This is a genomic window from Desulfuromonas acetoxidans DSM 684 (genome assembly GCF_000167355.1).
GTDB classification, from domain to species: domain Bacteria; phylum Desulfobacterota; class Desulfuromonadia; order Desulfuromonadales; family Desulfuromonadaceae; genus Desulfuromonas; species Desulfuromonas acetoxidans.
Genome location: NZ_AAEW02000003.1, coordinates 107,264 through 124,572, shown reverse-complemented (window position 1 = coordinate 124,572; position 17,309 = coordinate 107,264). Strand labels below are relative to the sequence as shown.

The window sequence follows — 17,309 nt, the reverse complement described above, 5'->3', positions numbered from 1 at the left end:
GGGTTCTGGGCAAGATAGAAGTCCTCTCGTTTGCACTTGAGTGAGGACTATTGCAATAAAAAAAGACCTTCCGAACGCTTTTTCGGAAGGTCTTTTTAAGGTGTATTGGTCAGGGAGCTGGCTGTTAAACAGCGGCTCTCGATGAGGGCTTACGTCGTCCTGACCACGCGTTTTTTTGGCCAGCGTCGGCGTTACGGTTGGGGCGTTGGTTGCGCTGAGCACTCTTTCTCGGCTGAGACGCAGGCCGGGCCGTAGGTTTGTTGGTCGTACTCACCTCATAACCGGCGATCACCTCTTTGGCGATGGGCCGTTTTAGTAACCGCTCAATGTCGCGCAGCTGCTTTTTTTCCTCACTGCACACCAGAGATACCGCTTTGCCGTCACGTCCGGCACGACCAGTGCGGCCAATGCGATGGACATAATCCTCCGGCACATCGGGAAGCTCGTAGTTAACGACATTGGGTAGCTGATCAATATCCAGACCACGTGCGGCAATATCCGTGGCAACCAGGACCCGTGCTCGGCCTGCTTTGAAATCAGCCAACGCCTTGGTGCGTGCACCCTGGGTTTTGTTGCCGTGGATGGCTGTGGATTTGAGGCCATCTTTTTCCAACTGTTGGGCCAGACGGTTGGCACCGCGCTTGGTACGGGTAAAGACCAGTACCTGCTGCCAGTTTTGTGAGCCGATCATATGAGAGAGCAGCTCCCTCTTGCGACTTTTTTCAATCAGGTGAACGCTTTGTTCCACCTGTTCGGATGCCGTATTGCGACGGGCAACCTCAATCAGAGTCGGTGTATTCAACAGTGAATCCGCCAGACGTTTGATGTCATCGGAAAAGGTTGCCGAAAACAACAGGTTCTGGCGTTTCTTGGGCAGCAGGGCAAGGACTTTGCGGATGTCGCGGATAAATCCCATATCCAACATCCGGTCTGCCTCGTCAAGGATAAGAATTTCCACCTTGGACAGATCAACGGTCTTCTGCGACACATGGTCAAGCAGACGGCCGGGGGTTGCCACCAAAATGTCCACACCTTTGCGCAACATGCTGATTTGCGGATTGATTTTAACACCACCAAAAACAATGGCGCTGCGCAACGGCAGATATTTACCGTAATCAGCAACACTGGCACCGACTTGGGCCGCCAGTTCACGTGTCGGTGTCAGAACCAGCGCGCGTACCGGGCGGCGTCCTGAAGACACCGGAGTGTCGCTGAGTCGCTGCAGGACGGGCAAAGTAAAACCGGCGGTTTTACCGGTGCCGGTTTGCGCTGCGGCGAGAATGTCGCCACCATTAAGGACGGCGGGAATGGCTTGTGCTTGAATCGGGGTGGGCTCGCTGTAACCTTGATCGGCAACAGCACGCAACAGTTCGGCCGACAGGCCGAGGTCGTTAAACTTCGTCAAAAATTGTACTCCAAAATGGTAACCAGCCTATCCTGGGCAGTGCCGAGGATCGGTCGATGAGGCGGGAGACGCTGTAACAGGGTGTCAGGGGAATGTCGCAAAAAAGAGATACTACCGAGGACACAACGGGTGCCGACCGATGGGCACCAAGAATGAAACACACTAACAGGTTTGATTGCAGCTGTCTATTACTATTTCTGTATGACGTTTTTACATATCTGTTTTATGACAACGGGGAGCCACTGATAGGCACTTTTCTTCACCATTGGCATTGACGTATATCGTGTCTTCTGAATATGATGTGTTATTATTTAAACGATGTTTTAAAATTGACCTATTTATGGAGGAGACCATGGCAGACCCCTGTATTTTGACGGATCGACAAGATCAGATCGGTTTTATCACCTTAAACCGTCCTGAACATATGAACACTTTCACCCCAGAGTTTGCCGACTTGCTGGATCAGGCGTTGTGGGATTTCGAACGTGATGAGGATATCCGCGTGATTGTTGTCAAAGCGGCGGGAAAACATTTCTGCACCGGGATTTCGCTTGATCAGTTCAACAACAAAAGCTCTTTGGAATACCGGCAGTTCCTTTACGGTATTGATGCGTTTTATCATACTCTCAACCGTCTGAATACGCCGACAATCGCTTCTGTGCAGGGCTATGCCGTGGCCAATGGGGCCGGGCTCTCATTTGGTTGTGATCTGACCGTGGCTGCTGAATCCTCCATGTTTGGCACCACGGCGATTAATGTTGGCCTGATCTGTCTGGGACCGGCAGCACCGATGACAAAGTTGATCGGTCGCAAAAAGACGATGGAGATGGTGTTGAGCGGTGACATGATCACGGCCCAAGAAGCGGAACGGCTGGGCTTGATCAATAAAGCCGTGGCTGATGATGAGCTTGAGGAGGAAACCCTCAAATTGGCGAAAAAGCTAGTGAAGAAAAGCCCGCTGGCGTTGAGCATCGGCAAAGAGGGGCTGCGACGTTTGCAGGATGTGCCATATCATCAGGGCTTAGAGAGCATGGATGATCTGTTTGCTGCGTTGTGTTCCACTGAAGATGCCGAAGAGGGCGTGCGGGCGTTTCTTGAGAAACGACAGCCGCAGTGGCAACGGCGGTAATACAATGTTTTTATCAACAAAGCGTCTTCTGACCTTATGGCAGGGGCGCTTTGTTGTGCCGCTCTATGACTTATAGCAGCGAAGCCTTCCGCTTAGCAGCATCGAATGGAGTGAACTGCGGACCAAGTAAAATGAAGATCACAGTCAAGGTCGCCGGGTTTCGCCCCGGCAGCCGACATCCTTTTGACTGGCCGCTCAAAAGATGCAAAAACCGGCTTGAACACCTCCTGAACCTGGATCCACCGACACTGTGTCTGTTTCCGTGATGCTTCACAGATTCGGCTCGCCGCCCTTTAGGTCGACGAATCGTGCAACTCATCTGCAATGGCATAAAACGTTGATAACAACCTTAAGTCGCGCTTTATCTCTGGTGTGGCACCGATCAAACGGGTGGGACGGTGCCCACCCCTTTGTTCGTCTGTCATTGAGCAGCCAAGCACTCCCGTTCAGCAGCACCGAACGCAATGAACGTCAGCGCGATGGGTATCGGCAACCTGCTTGAGGACTGATGCGGGCTGTTCCGTAAGATGAACCACTTGGACCGGATCAGCGAATTCTGTGCGGAGGATAAGTGTTAGATCGCCACCTCAACAGGCGTTGCCTGTAACACATTCACCAACACTTCAGGAGCCAGACTGACCAGAAAGCCCCGTTTCCCGCCATTGATATAAATCAACGGCAAATCAAGAATGGTGCGTTCCACATAAACGGGCAAAGGCTTTAAGGTGCCGAAAGGGGAGGTGCCGCCGACCTGGTAGCCGGTATGCTTGTGAGCGATGTCTGGACTGCACGGGGCGATCCGTTTGACATTGAGAGTACGGGCCATCTCTTTGGTGGAAACCTCGCAATCACCGTGCATGAGGATAATCAGCGGTGATTGGTGTTCATCCTCCATGACCAAGGTTTTGATCACAGCGTGTTCCTCAACGCCCAACTCTCGTGCCGATACGCGTGTTCCCCCTTTTTCCTCATAGGCATAGAGTTGTGGGGTGTAGCGGACTTTGTGCTGTTTCAGTTGGCGAACAGCCTGTGTTGTTGGAAATTTAACTTTAGCCATAACAGTCGATCTATAAGAAACGGGGTTAAAACCAGCTCAGCACCAGAAACACCAGGCTGGCAACAGTCGCAATCAGACTCACGGCCGCCAGGGTGTTGGTCAGCGGAGCCAGAGTGCGTCGGGTGCGCAGAGCGATCGGGTAGACCAATCCAAATACGGCACCACTGACGGCACCGCCCAAATGAGCGGCATTATCGGCTCCGACAAGAAAGCCGAAGATAAAGGCGAAGATGGCCCAACGGATCATGAAGTCACGCTGGGCAAGTGCTTGGTGGCCACCAATTCGGTGAAAATAGGTGATGGAAAAGCCGATCATGCCGAACAGGGCACCGGAAGCGCCAATGACCACGGTCATGGGGTGCCAGAAATAGCCGAGTCCGGTCGCGGCCAGTGCCGTGATGGTATACAGGGAGATGAAGCCACTCGGGCCGATCTCCCGCTCCAGCATGGGGCCGACTTGATAAAGCACCATCATATTGAAACCGATATGGATCAGTCCAGCATGGGTATAGGCGTACGTAATGCAACGCCACCATTCACCGTTCTGAATGACAAGCGGCCACCATTGTCCACCTGAGATAACCAGTAACTCGGCATTGGGACTGAGCAGGCTGGACATACCGCCTCCCGTTGCCATACCGCGCAGGATCATCACTGAGAACAGGACCAGATTGACAAACAGTAGTACCTGGGAGATGGAGAAGTTACTGCTGGCAACCCCTTCACCACGTTTGACCTGCTTCCATTGACGCTGCCATTTCATAATGCGCCATTGCCAACGTGTCCCATTCATGCCCAGGTTATCGAAAAAACGTTTCCAATCCACGTGCTGGTCTCCTTGCCGATCAAAAAGCTTAAGGGGGTGATTCTGTTTGAAGTCAGACTATTGCAGAAATTTGTCTGCCAATCAAGAGAAGTCACTGAGTTTTTTAGCTAGATGCCTTTAAAACCAATAAGTTAACAATGTTATTTTGTTGATCTGGCCCTTGTGATGACGTTATGATACACAGTTGTATACAGCGCTTTTGGCGGTTATGCTGAAGGCGGTCTATAAATAAAGCTGAACACAATTTTGTTGCGAATGAATAAGGAGGGAAACGATGGCTCTGGAATCTCTGAATCCGGCGACAGGTGACGTGCTGGAAACTTTTGCAGAATGGTCTGATGAGCAGGTGGTCTCCACCGTTGAAACGGTTCATAACGCTTACTTGAAATGGCGAACCACAACGTTTGCCGAGCGCAAGCCGTTGATGCTTAAGGCTGCTGAGGTGCTGCGACGACGCAAAGATGAATTTGCCACAATGATGGCCCTGGAGATGGGGAAACCGGTGGTGGAAGGGCGCGCCGAAGTTGAGAAATGCGCTCTGGTCTGTGAATACTATGCGGACAATGCCGAGCAGATGTTGGCCCCGGAGCCGATCGAAAGTGATGCCAGTCGTTCCTATGTGGCCTTTCGACCGCAAGGGATTGTGTTGGCGGTCATGCCGTGGAACTTTCCGTTTTGGCAGGTGTTTCGTTTTGCCGCTCCGGCACTGATGGCTGGCAATGTTGGCGTACTCAAGCATGCTTCAAATGTGCCGCGCTGTGCTCTGGCGATTGAAGAGGTGTTTGTTCAGGCGGGCTTCCCGGCCGATGTATTTCGCACGCTGATGATCGGCTCACGCAAAGTGGCCCAAGTGATCGAGCATCCCTATGTGGTGGCCACCACCTTGACCGGTAGTGATATCGCCGGGCGTAAGGTCGCGGAAAAGTCGGGAGCCATGCTGAAAAAATCGGTGATGGAGCTGGGTGGCAGTGATCCGTTTATCGTGTTGAATGATGCCGATCTCGATCTGGCTGCATCTGTTGCCGTGACGGCACGCTGTATTAACTCAGGGCAAAGCTGCATTGCGGCCAAGCGCTTCATCGTTGAAGATGGGGTTTATGAGTCCTTTTTGGAGAAATTTAAAGCCAATATGGCAGCACTGAAGGTTGGAGATCCCTGTGATGAATCTACCCAGGTCGGCCCGCAGGCACGCGAGGACCTGATGCGTGAATTGCATGACCAGGTGGAAGCATCTGTGGCTAAAGGCGCTAAGGTTGCGCTGGGCGGTGTTCCCGGCGAAGCGGCGTTTTATCCGCCTACCATTCTCACTGAAGTTGCAAAGGGGATGCCGGCCTACAGCGAAGAGTTCTTTGGCCCGGTGGCGATTGTGATCCGTGTTAAGGACGCCGAAGAGGCACTTTTTGTCGCCAACGATACTGAGTTTGGCCTGGGCGGTTCTGTGTGGACAACGGATATCGAGAAAGGTGAAAAGATTGCTGGACAGATCCGTTCCGGTGCGGTGTTCGTTAATGGTATGACCAAGAGTGATCCTCGCCTGCCGTTTGGTGGTGTTGGCATCTCTGGATTTGGCCGTGAATTATCCCATTACGGTATTAAGGAGTTTGTTAACATCCAGACTGTATGGATCAAATAAGCGCTTGCTCCCATCAACCCATTCACGTAAAAAGCACCGATCCTCTGATCGGTGCTTTTTTGTGGAGCGTACCTGAGACTGAAAAGTTCGGCACGTCGAACATCATTTTTTAGTTGTTGTTTCAGTCTTTTATGGCGTTTTATTCACCTTATTTATTCAAGTTTTGGTCGACAACAAACCGTTCTTTTAAGCGTGATGTCAGTCGGGTGACAATCCTATCAATTTCCTTCTGGGTGTAAACTTTCTTTTCCGGGCGCCCCCAAACCACCTGTGGCCAGCAATAATCATCTTCGTAACGGGCAATGATATGGACGTGGAGTTGGCGGACCATATTGCCGATGGCACCGGTATTGACTTTGTCCGGTTTGAATTCGTTATCGACAAAACGTGCCAGTTCCATCATTTCGGCAAATAGCCGTTGTTGCTCTTCGGCGGGCATATCGTGAATTTCACACGCGTTGGTGCGTGGCACCAGAATAAACCAGGGAACCAGAGAGTTGTTGAGTAAAAGTAACAGACTGTCACCGAGAGAGCCGAGGACGATGCAGTCCTTGGCCAGTTGCTGATTAAGGGTGAATGTATCGGTCATTCGTGATCCTGTTGAAAAAATTCGCGACCTGATGAGTTGTCAGGTCGCGATGGTTACGGTTATTTGTCGTTGAGTAAGTCTTTGAGCAAGCTGTCGGTCGTTTGTTTTAACTGTTCGTCGCTGCCTTCCGGTAACTGGATATTTTTGAGAGCTTTCTGGCGAGCTTCATCAATCTTTTTACTCACGGCTTCGGATGCACTTCCTTTTAAGCTGTCCAAGCTTGCCAGGTCGGCGTTAAGTAATTGCGACAGGGCTGGGGAAAGTCCGCTTGAATTGTTGGCTGTGGCTTCGACAACGGTTTGGACAATGAATTCGATCAGTTGTTCCATGGTCATGCCGCCGTTTTTTTCGCCGACATTGGTCATGTTGATGGGCGGAACCGTCAGGCTGACCTGGCTGACTTTGTTGCCCAACGCCGTCAGTTGGGCCGAAACATTGATATCTTCAAGGATCAGGTGTTCAATGATGAATTTTTTACCGCTGTCAGTTGTGCTGGAATCGCTTGAAGTGCTCGCGGGCGTCGATCCTTGAGATTTCGGCACGTTTTTCAGTAACGCCTGGACATTAGATGCCTGATCCTGTTGTTCGATGGCCAGGTGCAAGCCGGACAGAGCGACTTTAGAGATACGGATGGTCTGCGATGTCAGGGACTGCAGATTGATGGCCACCGCAGCATTGTCGAGTTTCATAAAGTGTTGTTGCTCAAATCCTTGCGGATTAGCAATGGTAAAACCTCCAAGTTCACTGCTGCCGCCGAGCAGGGAAATATGCAGGCTGTCAACCTTGGTTGTAACCCCGAGCGCTTTTTCTCCCCCATATTCGACGGCTTTTTTGGCAATGGAATCGAGATAGAAGGTTGCTGCTCCAACGATCACTGCGACAATAACCAGTAGCACAACGACGAGCTTGATAAGAGTTTTCATAGCAGACTCCATGACGGGGGCACAAGCCGCGATCTATAGACCTGATTGTAAGAAAAAGCAGCTGATGCGAGGGTTAGTTTTCCATTAAAAAAACACAGCCGCCCTGAGTGCTCAGGACGGCTGTATTAAGTTTTGTGTGGATTAGTTGTTAAACAGGCTCAGTTCAACGCGGCGGTTTTTCTGCTTGCCGGCAGCCGTGGTGTTGTCGGCGATCGGTTGACTTTCACCAAAACCTTTGGCGGTCAGATTGGTTCCGTCAATAGCGTAGTTCTGGATCAAGTACGCTTTGACGGCATCAGCACGACGTTGCGACAGTTGTTGGTTGTAGGCTTCACTGCCGTCGCTGTCGGTATGCCCGGAAATAAGGATCTTTTCGCCCGGATATTTGTTGATGAACGCGGCGGCGTTGGTCATGTCCTGAATGTGCTGCGGGCGGATATCCGCTTTATTGGTGTCAAACTCAATCAACAGGGTCAGGACCAGTTGGCAGCCATATTCATCGACATGAGCTCCCGCCGGAGAGTTGGGGCAGCGGTCAACATCGTCATAAACGCCATCGCCGTCACTATCCATTGGCAACGGGCAACCCACGGCATCGACAGCCACGCCTTTCGGTGTGCCCGGGCACTTGTCGAGGTAATCATAGACGCCATCGCCATCGGTATCCAGCGGGCACCCTTTGCCATCAACGGCAACGCCTGCAGGTGTTCCGGGGCATTTATCAAGATAATCATAGACACCGTCGCCATCGGTATCCAACGGACAACCCATGCTGTTTACCGTGACACCAGCCGGAGTGTTGGGGCATTGATCGTCAGCATCGATGACGCCGTCGCCATCGCTGTCCAACGGTGCCGGTGCCGGTTTCTGGCCGCCGAAATAGTAAACCAGACCGGCGCTGGCCAGCAGGTTGTTGGATTCACCACTGGTGGCCAGCATGTGACGGACTTCCGTGTTGACGGCAAAGTCATCGGAGAGGAAGTATTTCAGACCTGCACCATAATTGAGCTGGCCATGGTGGTCATTGTCTTCACCATCCTCATCAACGGTCAACAGTCCGAGTCCGGCGACCAGATAAGGCACCAGGCTTTCTTCCGGGATCAGGTGGTAGATGCCGCCAATGGAGATACTGTACACATCACTGTCTGAACCACTTTTGTCTTCGGCGTAGGTTGCCAGAATTTCGCTACTGAGGTTGGCGTTATAGTTGTACCCACCGCCGAGGCTGTAGTTGAGTTCGGGATCGTAGCTGCTGCTTTCCATGTCAATGATGCCGACCATCGGGTTGACAAAGAACCGGCCGGTTTGAGCCGCTTGATTGGACTGTGCAGCGAACAGATTGAGGGGAATGAGACAGAACAGCAGGGCTGCTAAGTGCCACTTTTTCATAATTCCTCCTTAAAAATTCAGATTGATCCGGCTGGAAGGGCGATTCGGGTAAAATTCCTGCAAGAACCCATGGCCAGACACATCATCTGAGAATAGGGCAGGTCCACTCACCATTGAGTTTTCCTGAAAAAAATTAAATCTTATATCATGCCAGCATAGCTATCATCACCAAAAAGTCAAATGGAATCCGATGTAAGGTTTTGTAATAATTATATTTCTCAACATGAAAAATAGACCTTTGTTTATGGGCTGTTATGTCAGGTATGGCGGAGGCAAATTGCAATGATTCCAGAGCTGTCAATGGTGCGGCAAAGCTCTTGCGAGCGGTTCGGTGATGCGATATAGTGCCGCATCCATTTCATGCCAGAGCTGTAAGGAGAATACAGAATGATTACTGCGATCAGTCCGATTGATGGACGGTATGCGTCCAAAGTAACTCCCTTGACCGAGTGTTTTTCCGAATATGCGTTGATGCGTAACCGGGTCAAGGTTGAGGTGATGTGGCTGCTGGAACTTTGCGCTGAGAAAGACATTGTAGAATGTCGGTCTCTAAGCGATGAAGAGCAGCAACTGTTGCTGTCGATGATTGATGATTTCACCCCCGAACGTGCCGAGAAGGTTAAAGCTCTGGAGCGTGTCACCAACCACGACGTAAAAGCGGTGGAATATTACCTCAAGGAGCAGATCACCGGGACCACTCTGGAAGATATTTCCGAATTTATCCACTTTTCCTGCACCTCAGAAGATATTAACAATCTGTCTCATGCTTTGATGCTCAAAGATGGTCTGGCGGCTCTGGTGCCGTTGCAACAGGAGATTGTTGATGAGGTTGCCAGGTTGGCGCATGAATTTCGGGCTGTACCCATGTTGGCTCGTACCCACGGACAGACGGCATCTCCGACCACCATCGGCAAAGAGCTGGCGGTCTTTGTGGCTCGTCTGAAGAAGCAGAGTCAGTGCATTGCTGCTGTGGAGATCCTCGGCAAGCTCAATGGAGCGGTTGGCAACTTCAACGCTCACGTGTCGGCGTATCCTGATGTGGATTGGCCGGCTCTGGCCAAGCGGGTCATTGAAGGGAGCCTCGGCCTGACTCAAAACCTGTTCACGACCCAGATCGAACCGCATGACTACATGGCTGAGCTGTTTGATGCCCTGTGTCGTTGGAATACCATTCTTACCGATCTTGACCGGGATATCTGGACCTATATCTCCATGGCCTACTTTGGTCAGAAAACCATCAAAGGTGAGATCGGTTCTTCAACCATGCCGCATAAAGTCAATCCGATTGATTTTGAAAACTCCGAGGGCAACTGCGGTTTGGCCAATGCCATGTTTGGACATCTGTCGAGCAAACTGCCCATCTCACGGCTGCAACGTGACCTGACCGATTCCACGGTACTACGCAATATGGGCGTTGGTTTCGGTTACAGCATGATTGCTTATCATTCGACCCTTAAGGGATTGAGCAAGCTCAAGCTCAACGAAGAGAAGCTGGCTCATGATCTGGACCAGGCGTGGGAGGTTCTTGCTGAACCGATTCAGACAGTGATGCGCAAGGCGGGCATTGAAAATCCCTACGAAAAACTCAAGGAATTGACTCGCGGCCAGAAGATCACGTCGGAGATTATTCGTGAATTTGTCGAAGGTCTGGAACTGCCGGAAGAGGATAAAAAACGTTTAAAAGAGTTGACTCCGGGAGGGTATATCGGTATCGCTCCGGAAATCGCGGATCTGTTGTAGTTTTAAGAAACAGAGTGTGTTTGTTATAAGAAAAGCGGCGTCGTGATGACGCCGCTTTTCTTATTTTTCGGGTGTGTGCTGTCCTGTGACCGCCGTAGAGGTGAGCGCGATTATTTGACCAAGACCGTCCACAGCACACCGGCACCAATGGCCGAGCCGATGACCCCGGAAACATTGGGCGCCATGGCGTGCATGAGCAGAAAATTGCCGGGATCCTCTTTTTGCCCCACGTTGTGAACCACTCGGGCTGAATCGGGCACGGCTGAGACTCCAGCAGCGCCGACCAGTGGGTTAATCTTATCCTTCAAAAACAGGTTCATAAATTTGGCAAATAGGATTCCTCCGGCAGTGGCAATGCAGAAGGACAGGGCGCCAAGCGCAAAGATCAGAATGGACTGTGGTGTCAAAAAATGATCAGCACTGGTGCTGGCGCCAACGGAAAAGCCCAACAGGATGGTGACGATATCGATCATGGCATTACGTGCTGTATTGGCCAATCGGTCGGTGACCAGACTCTCTTTGAGCAGGTTGCCAAAAAACAGCATACCGATCAAGACCATGGAGCCGGGCGCGATCATGGCACAGATCAGAAACGCACCGACCGGAAAGATGACCCGTTCCCGCTTACTGACGCTGCGTGGCGCGGCCATACGGATCAGACGCTCCTCGCGGGTGGTGAGCAGTTTCATGATCGGCGGCTGAATCACCGGAACCAAGGCCATGTAGGAATAGGCGGCAATGGCAATGGATCCAAGCAGATGGGGAGCCAGTTTGGACGACAGGAAGATGGCCGTCGGGCCGTCTGCACCACCGATAATGCCGATAGCCCCGGCCTCCTGAGGTGTGAACCCTAACGCAAGAGCACCGATCAGGGTGAGAAAAATACCAACCTGAGCGGCGGCACCGAGCAGCACCAACTTGGGGTTGGATAACATGGCGGAAAAATCGGTCATAGCGCCGATGCCGAGAAAGATCAGCGGCGGATAAATTCCTTCGCTGACACCGTAGTAGATATAGCGCAGTACGCTGCCGTCATCATAAACACTCAACGCCATACCGGCGACCGGCGGAATGTTGCCGACCAGAACCCCGAAGCCGATGGGCACCAGCAGCAACGGTTCATAATCTTTTATGATGGCCAGAGTTATGAAGATGATGCCGATGATCAGCATGATTAGATTGCCCCAGCTTAACGAGACAAATCCGGTTCCATTGATGAATTGACTGAACATTTCCATGCGCGGATCCTTTAATCTTTCAGGTCGGATTGGCGACGACGCGGCGGCTTGACTTCAATCAACAGGATCTCCTGCCCCTGAGCCACACTATCGCCTTGCTGGACATGGATAGCGGCAACGGTGCCGTTGACTCGACTGTTGATCTCATTCTCCATTTTCATCGCTTCCATCTTGAACAGCGGTTGCCCAGCCTGGACCTCGTCGCCGGTTTTAACAAGGACGGCAATGATGGATCCGGGAATAGGGGCGCACACCGAACCACTCTGGTCTCCCTGTGTAGGCGACGTTTGTGCTGATGGCGTGACCGCATTTACCGGCCGAGTGAGGCTGCGGCTGGTTGGACCGGTCATTGTTTCTTCATCCTGATGGATATCCTCAATGGTTACCTGATATCTGGTGCCGTTTACTTCAACTTCGGCAGCTTCGGCGGTCAGTTCCTTGAGGTTGACAGTGATCGATTTTTTGTTGATGGTCAGTTGATATTTACGCATGGGGACTCCTGTCCGAAAGACTTCTCATTTTTCCTGCCGAATTCCAGAACGAGCCAGAAGCGGGACGTTGGGCAATGGTGATGCGCTGCAGGTCACCACCACACCGCTCCAGTTCCATATGGATGGCCAGACAGATCGCAGCATGGATCTCCTCTTCGCTGGGAACTGTATTCGGTGCCGGTTGGGACGCAGAGGCTTGCTGCGGTGAGGTGATGCGATCCAATGCCGTGAGGGCTTTAGGTAACAGTCGGATAAACAGGCTGATCAACAACAGACCACTGAAGACAATGGTCATGCCGATGATGGTAGTGGTGATGCCGTCACCGCGTAGAACGTTGGTCAGGTCAAAATGGATCATACATGCTCCTGTCGGTTACAGCGGGATGTTGCCGTGTTTACGCGGCGGGTTGCTGTCGCGCTTATCCGCCAACATGGCCAGAGCCTTGCAAATGCGCAGCCGAGTGCGCTCCGGAAGAATCACATCATCGACATAACCGCGCTCAGCAGCGGCATAGGGATTGGCAAACGCCTCGCTGTATTCCGCTTCCCGTTGGGAGAGGGCGTCGGTTTGACCTTCGAGGCTGCGGCCGTAAATCAGTTCAACCGCCCCTTTGGCCCCCATGACGGCGATTTCGGCTGAGGGCCAGGCGTAATTGATATCGCCGCGCAGGTGCTTGGAACTCATGACGCAATAAGCACCGCCATAGGCTTTGCGCGTGGTGATGGTGATTTTGGGAACCGTGGCTTCAGCATAGGCATATAACAGTTTGGCGCCATTGCGGATGATGCCGCCATATTCCTGAACTGTGCCGGGCATGAACCCCGGAACATCTACCAGGGTGATCAGTGGAATATTGAAGGCATCGCAACAACGCACAAAGCGGGCGCCTTTAATCGATGCATCGTTATCGAGAACACCGGCCATGTGGGCGGGCTGGTTGGCTACCAGACCAACGCTCTGGCCGTTGAAGCGGGCAAAGCCGATGATCAGGTTTGGGGCAAAATCCGGCTGGATTTCGAAAAAACTGCCGTCATCCACCAGGGGGGCAATCACGGTTTTCATATCGTAGGGTTGATTGGCGTCAACCGGCACCAGTTGACTGAGTTCTGGAACTGTCCGGGTTGGCGGGTCATCGTTTTCCACCAGCGGGGCAGATGCCATATTGTTTTGTGGCAGATAGCTGATCAGTTGTTTGAGCGTATCCAGAGCCGTGAACTCATTTTCAACAGCCAGATGAGCGACACCGCTGCGGGTGGTGTGAATCTCGGCGCCGCCGAGCTGCTCTACGTCCACCTGCTCACCAGTGACGCTTTTCACCACTTTGGGACCGGTGAGAAACATATAACTGTGATCTCGCACCATCACGGTAAAGTCGGTCAATGCCGGACTGTACACTGCACCACCGGCACAAGGTCCGAAAATAGCCGAAAGCTGCGGGATCACCCCGGAGCACATGACATTGCGCTGAAAAATCTCTGCATAGCCGGCCAGACTTTCGATCCCTTCTTGAATCCGGGCACCGCCCGAATCATTAAGGCCGATGATCGGAGCGCCGTTCTTCAGGGCCATATCCATGATCTTACAGATCTTTTCCGCATGGGTTTCTGACAGGGAACCGCCGATGACGGTAAAATCCTGGGAGAAAATATACACCAACCGGCCATTGATGGTGCCGTATCCGGTAATGACACCGTCACCCGGCCACTTATTTTTTCCCATGTCAAAATGGGTACAGCGATGTGTTTTGAACATGTCAAACTCTTCGAAACTGTTTTCATCAAGCAACAGATCGATCCGTTCTCTGGCCGTATAGCGTCCGGAACTGTGGCGTTTTTTCTGACGCTCTAATCCGCCACCCTGCAACGCTTGTTGTCGCAGTGCCAGAAGTTGATCTATTTTATTTTCCATGGTGTCTCTCCACGTGGAATGCATTGAAAAAAGGAGATGTCGGGAGGGGCCGCGAACGTCGTTGCGGACCCGTTAACCGCCAGGTAACCGCCGATTAACCGTTATAGTAAATTTGATAGAGGGTCTCATGACCGAGAATACGATCAACCTCACTTTGTAAAGTGATACGCTGATCGTTGTTGAGCCAGTCGTTCCAGTTTTCGAGAGTTTTCCAGGTGCTGATAACGATACGTTCGCTGGGATTATCGAAGTTGATCAAGGTTTCGCCAGAGATGTAGCCGTTCTGGGCGTGGGCCAGAGAGCGCATTTTGAGGAGTAATGGGCGGATTTCCGGTTCTTTTTCCTGGGGGACCTGACGGATGATAATGATTTTGACGGCCATGCAGTAACTCCCTGTGTGTGTCGTGAAATGAGAAAAACTGAAACATGAATGATTTCAGTACTCTGACTAATGGGAGGAGTATACCACGTGTTTCTCAGACTGCAGCCCGGATATAAATATTGATGTTTTTTACTCGATATGGTTTTAGTTGGTAATGAAAAAGCCCGCCGCTGTCACACAGGGCGGGCTTTAAAATCAGCTCGATTGGCCGAGGATCGCGTTGTGCTCTTCCTGACACAGTTCATAATGGTGATGCGTTGAGCGGGCATTGGCCAGATAAATTTTCTTAACTTCAGGATCATCGATCTTCTCTGCCATGGCGCGCAGATTTTTTTCCAGTTCAAGTTCCTGGTCAATGGCCAGTTCAATGGCTTTACGCTCATCAAAGTCACCAAGCATGGCTTGTTGAAGTGCTTTCCACCAGCTTGACTCGGTATTTGGTGCCGAGGCGATAAAAGCTTCAAAGTCGGGAATATCGTCGCCTTTGTAGATGGCGTAAAACATGTGCGCATGCTGCTTTTCCTCTTTAGCGAGGATCTCAAAAGATCGTTTGGCTTTTTCGTCAAACATCTTTTCAGCACCGTATTTATAGTAGTCCATGGCATCTTTTTCAGTTTGCATGGCTTCTTTAATGGCTTGTTGCAGATCAATTTTTTCAGACATGTGCTCACTCCCTCCACGATAGGTACATAAACAAATCGTCGAGATTGTATACAATATCGCGTTCAGATGCAATGTGTAATTAACACCTTAATACGTCAGGGGAAGACGAACCGTGACTGCAACTCTTTGGTTTGAAAAAGGGTTTAAAAAACGCTGCTGTGCTCAGCAACATTCTTTAAGAGGCCTAACGGTCCTGCTTATGGGGCCGGTAGTCCTTAGATAAGATCTTTCAGCCAGCCAAAAGCAACAAAGGTGCCAATGGTTGATCCTATGGAGGAGAGAAAGAAGACCAGCAGAACCCGGGTCACCCGATTACACCACCAGCCGCGTAGTTGGGCAATATCGTCACTGACGTTCTCCATGTCAGCAACTGTTGGTGGTGCCATCATGGCTTGAACCAGTGCCGTGACAAAGCCGGCACCAATGGTGGGATTGAGTGAGGTCAATGGCGCAGCAATAAAGGCAGAGAGGACAGTCAAGGGATGTCCCAGGGCGATAAAGGCACCCAGTGCGGAAAGAGCGCCGTTGGCCAGGACCCACGCCGTGGCGGCATCCATCAGTCGGCTGCGGTCGCCATAAAAGAAACCGACGATAAACATGAGTGCAACAATTGCCGGGATGATCCACGGAATCGCTTTTGAAAGAGCGCTTTTGGGGGGGATTGTCCCCATCTCTCCAATGGCATCATCGTGTGGTGGATCGTCCAGACATCTTTTGATCCCTGGGACATGAGCTGCACCGACCACGGCAACGGTTTTTTCTCCAGCGGCTTGAAGAATGTGGTAGGTCATCCAAGCATCGCGTTCATCGACCAGGATAGTTTTTGCAGCGGGAAGCAGCTCGCCCATCTCTTCGAGCATTGAGGAAAGGCTGTCGGTCTGGCGTAATTGGCTGAGTTCCTCCTCGTCGAGTTCCTGTTTTTCAAACATGCCTGCAAACAGCGTAGCGACCAGATTCATTTTTTTCCACAGCCCGGTTTTGCGCCAGGCACGCAACAGGGTAACGCGGATGTTTCGGTCCACCAAAGCGACACGGATGTCATGGTCTTCAGCCGTTTGTGCTGCGGCAGCAAGTTCCTCACCCGGCTTGACGCCGGTCTGTAAGCCCATCCGTTTCTGGAACGATGCCAAGGCCAGGTTGGCCATGAGGAACGGTACCTGCCCATTTTTGACCACCTGGAGAATGTTGAGTTTTTCCCAGCGGTTGCGATCCTTAAGGGTCTGATAGCGTTGTTCATCCAGTTCAACACAGACACAATCCGGCTGCTCTTGTTCAATGGCACGGGTGACGGTGGCAACTGATTCTTTGGAGATATGCGCAGTGCCGATGAGGATAATCTCTTTGCCGTGATGGGTTAAACGGTGGATGTCGGATGATTCGTTCGTATTATTCTGCGATTCTGGTGAATCTGCCAAGGGGGAGGATTGAGACATGGATAAAAACCGTATCGTCCTATAGCGTCTGCCGGGGCAGAAACGTGTTTGGTTAAAAGAGCATACATCGTTTAAACGGCAACGTTTGCGGCAAACACGATGTTCACTCACAGAAGCCGGACAGTAGAAAAGGCATCGGAAACCATCCAGATGCCTTTACTTAGTAGAGCTCTCCACGCCTGCCGTGAATCTTTGGCCTCACAACGAGAGCCATTAGGTGGGGTTCCTGAGCGACGAATCAGGCGTCCCTCTGCAGAGGAGGGCTGGCACACATCATCACTGAAAAAGAACCCCGGATGTAAAATTATTCCGCGTGGGCGTTTAGATATCACCTGCCGCGTAGAGAGCAATCTTACTGTCTGTCAGTATAGGTAAACGATGCAGGCGTGGCAAGGTTAAAGTCGTTGCCTTACTGGTTCGTTTGCCATCGTAACAAAGTAACACAAAAAGTTGTCGGAACTTGGTTTTCCCTTTGTGACGTGTTAGGATTATTTTCGTTTTT

General features: G+C 51.5%; 16 protein-coding genes and 1 other RNA gene. 3 read left to right on the top strand and 14 right to left on the bottom strand.

Going from position 1 to position 17,309, the window contains the following annotated elements; genetic code table 11:
* Positions 1–124: 124 nt before the first annotated feature.
* On the bottom strand, positions 125–1,405 hold the full coding sequence (locus DACE_RS03135; protein ID WP_005998257.1) for a DEAD/DEAH box helicase: 1,281 nt from the start codon (positions 1,403–1,405) through the stop codon (positions 125–127).
* Positions 1,406–1,757: 352 nt separating this feature from the next.
* Between DACE_RS03135 and DACE_RS03130 the strand changes: the two genes are divergently transcribed.
* On the top strand, positions 1,758–2,534 hold the full coding sequence (locus DACE_RS03130; protein ID WP_005998256.1) for an enoyl-CoA hydratase/isomerase family protein: 777 nt from the start codon (positions 1,758–1,760) through the stop codon (positions 2,532–2,534).
* 574 nt (positions 2,535–3,108) lie between these two features.
* Here DACE_RS03130 and DACE_RS03125 read toward each other — a convergent pair.
* Both DACE_RS03125 and DACE_RS03120 read right to left on the bottom strand, forming a co-directional pair.
* Positions 3,109–3,591 carry an aminoacyl-tRNA deacylase gene (locus DACE_RS03125; protein ID WP_005998255.1) on the bottom strand — a complete coding sequence of 161 codons (483 nt, stop codon included), beginning with the start codon at positions 3,589–3,591 and terminating at the stop codon, positions 3,109–3,111.
* A 25-nt stretch (positions 3,592–3,616) separates the two neighbouring features.
* Positions 3,617–4,417: a rhomboid family intramembrane serine protease gene (locus DACE_RS03120; RefSeq protein ID WP_005998254.1), complete on the bottom strand. Its 801-nt coding sequence runs from the start codon at positions 4,415–4,417 to the stop codon at positions 3,617–3,619.
* A gap of 274 nt (positions 4,418–4,691) precedes the next feature.
* Here DACE_RS03120 and DACE_RS03115 point away from each other — a divergent pair, with 274 nt between their 5' ends.
* Positions 4,692–6,050 carry an NAD-dependent succinate-semialdehyde dehydrogenase gene (locus DACE_RS03115; protein WP_005998253.1) on the top strand — a complete coding sequence of 453 codons (1,359 nt, stop codon included), beginning with the start codon at positions 4,692–4,694 and terminating at the stop codon, positions 6,048–6,050.
* A 148-nt stretch (positions 6,051–6,198) separates the two neighbouring features.
* On the opposite strand, the gene DACE_RS03110 is transcribed toward DACE_RS03115, so the two are convergent.
* The 3 genes from DACE_RS03110 to DACE_RS03100 form a co-directional block, all read right to left on the bottom strand.
* Positions 6,199–6,639 carry an HIT family protein gene (locus tag DACE_RS03110; RefSeq protein WP_005998250.1) on the bottom strand — a complete coding sequence of 147 codons (441 nt, stop codon included), beginning with the start codon at positions 6,637–6,639 and terminating at the stop codon, positions 6,199–6,201.
* Between the two features lie 59 nt (positions 6,640–6,698).
* The gene (locus tag DACE_RS03105) at positions 6,699–7,562 is read right to left on the bottom strand and encodes a DUF748 domain-containing protein (RefSeq protein ID WP_005998248.1); all 864 of its coding nucleotides are present in this window, start codon (positions 7,560–7,562) and stop codon (positions 6,699–6,701) included.
* A 141-nt stretch (positions 7,563–7,703) separates the two neighbouring features.
* Positions 7,704–8,951, bottom strand: coding sequence for an OmpA family protein (locus DACE_RS03100; RefSeq protein ID WP_005998246.1), 1,248 nt, complete (start codon positions 8,949–8,951; stop codon positions 7,704–7,706).
* A 387-nt stretch (positions 8,952–9,338) separates the two neighbouring features.
* Between DACE_RS03100 and purB the strand changes: the two genes are divergently transcribed.
* A complete protein-coding gene (gene purB, locus DACE_RS03095; RefSeq protein WP_005998244.1) occupies positions 9,339–10,691 on the top strand; it encodes an adenylosuccinate lyase in 1,353 nt (450 codons plus the stop codon).
* Between the two features lie 110 nt (positions 10,692–10,801).
* Here the strand turns inward: purB and DACE_RS03090 are convergent, their stop codons facing one another.
* The 8 genes from DACE_RS03090 to ssrS form a co-directional block, all read right to left on the bottom strand.
* Positions 10,802–11,929, bottom strand: a complete 1,128-nt coding sequence (locus DACE_RS03090; RefSeq protein WP_005998242.1) for a sodium ion-translocating decarboxylase subunit beta — start codon at positions 11,927–11,929, stop codon at positions 10,802–10,804.
* An 11-nt stretch (positions 11,930–11,940) separates the two neighbouring features.
* On the bottom strand, positions 11,941–12,420 hold the full coding sequence (locus DACE_RS03085) for a biotin/lipoyl-containing protein (protein WP_005998240.1): 480 nt from the start codon (positions 12,418–12,420) through the stop codon (positions 11,941–11,943).
* Positions 12,413–12,778 (bottom strand): OadG family protein, encoded by a 366-nt coding sequence (locus DACE_RS16985; protein WP_005998239.1) that lies wholly within the window; start codon positions 12,776–12,778, stop codon positions 12,413–12,415. The genes DACE_RS03085 and DACE_RS16985 overlap by 8 nt, the downstream gene beginning before the upstream one ends.
* Before the next feature lie 15 nt (positions 12,779–12,793).
* Positions 12,794–14,329, bottom strand: a complete 1,536-nt coding sequence (locus tag DACE_RS03075) for an acyl-CoA carboxylase subunit beta (RefSeq protein ID WP_040366052.1) — start codon at positions 14,327–14,329, stop codon at positions 12,794–12,796.
* A gap of 94 nt (positions 14,330–14,423) precedes the next feature.
* Complete coding sequence (locus DACE_RS03070) at positions 14,424–14,711, bottom strand: antibiotic biosynthesis monooxygenase family protein (RefSeq protein WP_005998235.1); 288 nt, start codon at positions 14,709–14,711, stop codon at positions 14,424–14,426.
* Positions 14,712–14,906: 195 nt separating this feature from the next.
* The gene (locus DACE_RS03065; RefSeq protein WP_005998233.1) at positions 14,907–15,374 is read right to left on the bottom strand and encodes a ferritin-like domain-containing protein; all 468 of its coding nucleotides are present in this window, start codon (positions 15,372–15,374) and stop codon (positions 14,907–14,909) included.
* A gap of 215 nt (positions 15,375–15,589) precedes the next feature.
* A complete protein-coding gene (locus DACE_RS03060; RefSeq protein WP_005998231.1) occupies positions 15,590–16,807 on the bottom strand; it encodes a TraB/GumN family protein in 1,218 nt (405 codons plus the stop codon).
* Positions 16,808–16,973: 166 nt separating this feature from the next.
* A non-coding RNA gene (gene ssrS / locus DACE_RS17770) (6S RNA) lies at positions 16,974–17,156 on the bottom strand.
* Positions 17,157–17,309 lie beyond the last annotated feature (153 nt).

Bases quoted from the DNA above. Each gene is read 5' to 3' on its own strand.
- DACE_RS03060 (WP_005998231.1), bottom strand. From the start codon at position 16,807: ATGTCTCAATCCTCCCCCTTGGCAGATTCACCAGAATCGCAGAATAAT.
- DACE_RS03075 (WP_040366052.1), bottom strand. From the start codon at position 14,329: ATGGAAAATAAAATAGATCAACTTCTGGCACTGCGACAACAAGCGTTG.
- DACE_RS03085 (WP_005998240.1), bottom strand. From the start codon at position 12,420: ATGCGTAAATATCAACTGACCATCAACAAAAAATCGATCACTGTCAAC.
- DACE_RS16985 (WP_005998239.1), bottom strand. From the start codon at position 12,778: ATGATCCATTTTGACCTGACCAACGTTCTACGCGGTGACGGCATCACC.
- DACE_RS03070 (WP_005998235.1), bottom strand. From the start codon at position 14,711: ATGGCCGTCAAAATCATTATCATCCGTCAGGTCCCCCAGGAAAAAGAA.
- DACE_RS03065 (WP_005998233.1), bottom strand. From the start codon at position 15,374: ATGTCTGAAAAAATTGATCTGCAACAAGCCATTAAAGAAGCCATGCAA.
- DACE_RS03130 (WP_005998256.1), top strand. From the start codon at position 1,758: ATGGCAGACCCCTGTATTTTGACGGATCGACAAGATCAGATCGGTTTT.
- DACE_RS03090 (WP_005998242.1), bottom strand. From the start codon at position 11,929: ATGGAAATGTTCAGTCAATTCATCAATGGAACCGGATTTGTCTCGTTA.
- DACE_RS03100 (WP_005998246.1), bottom strand. From the start codon at position 8,951: ATGAAAAAGTGGCACTTAGCAGCCCTGCTGTTCTGTCTCATTCCCCTC.
- DACE_RS03105 (WP_005998248.1), bottom strand. From the start codon at position 7,562: ATGAAAACTCTTATCAAGCTCGTCGTTGTGCTACTGGTTATTGTCGCA.
- DACE_RS03115 (WP_005998253.1), top strand. From the start codon at position 4,692: ATGGCTCTGGAATCTCTGAATCCGGCGACAGGTGACGTGCTGGAAACT.
- DACE_RS03110 (WP_005998250.1), bottom strand. From the start codon at position 6,639: ATGACCGATACATTCACCCTTAATCAGCAACTGGCCAAGGACTGCATC.
- purB (WP_005998244.1), top strand. From the start codon at position 9,339: ATGATTACTGCGATCAGTCCGATTGATGGACGGTATGCGTCCAAAGTA.
- DACE_RS03125 (WP_005998255.1), bottom strand. From the start codon at position 3,591: ATGGCTAAAGTTAAATTTCCAACAACACAGGCTGTTCGCCAACTGAAA.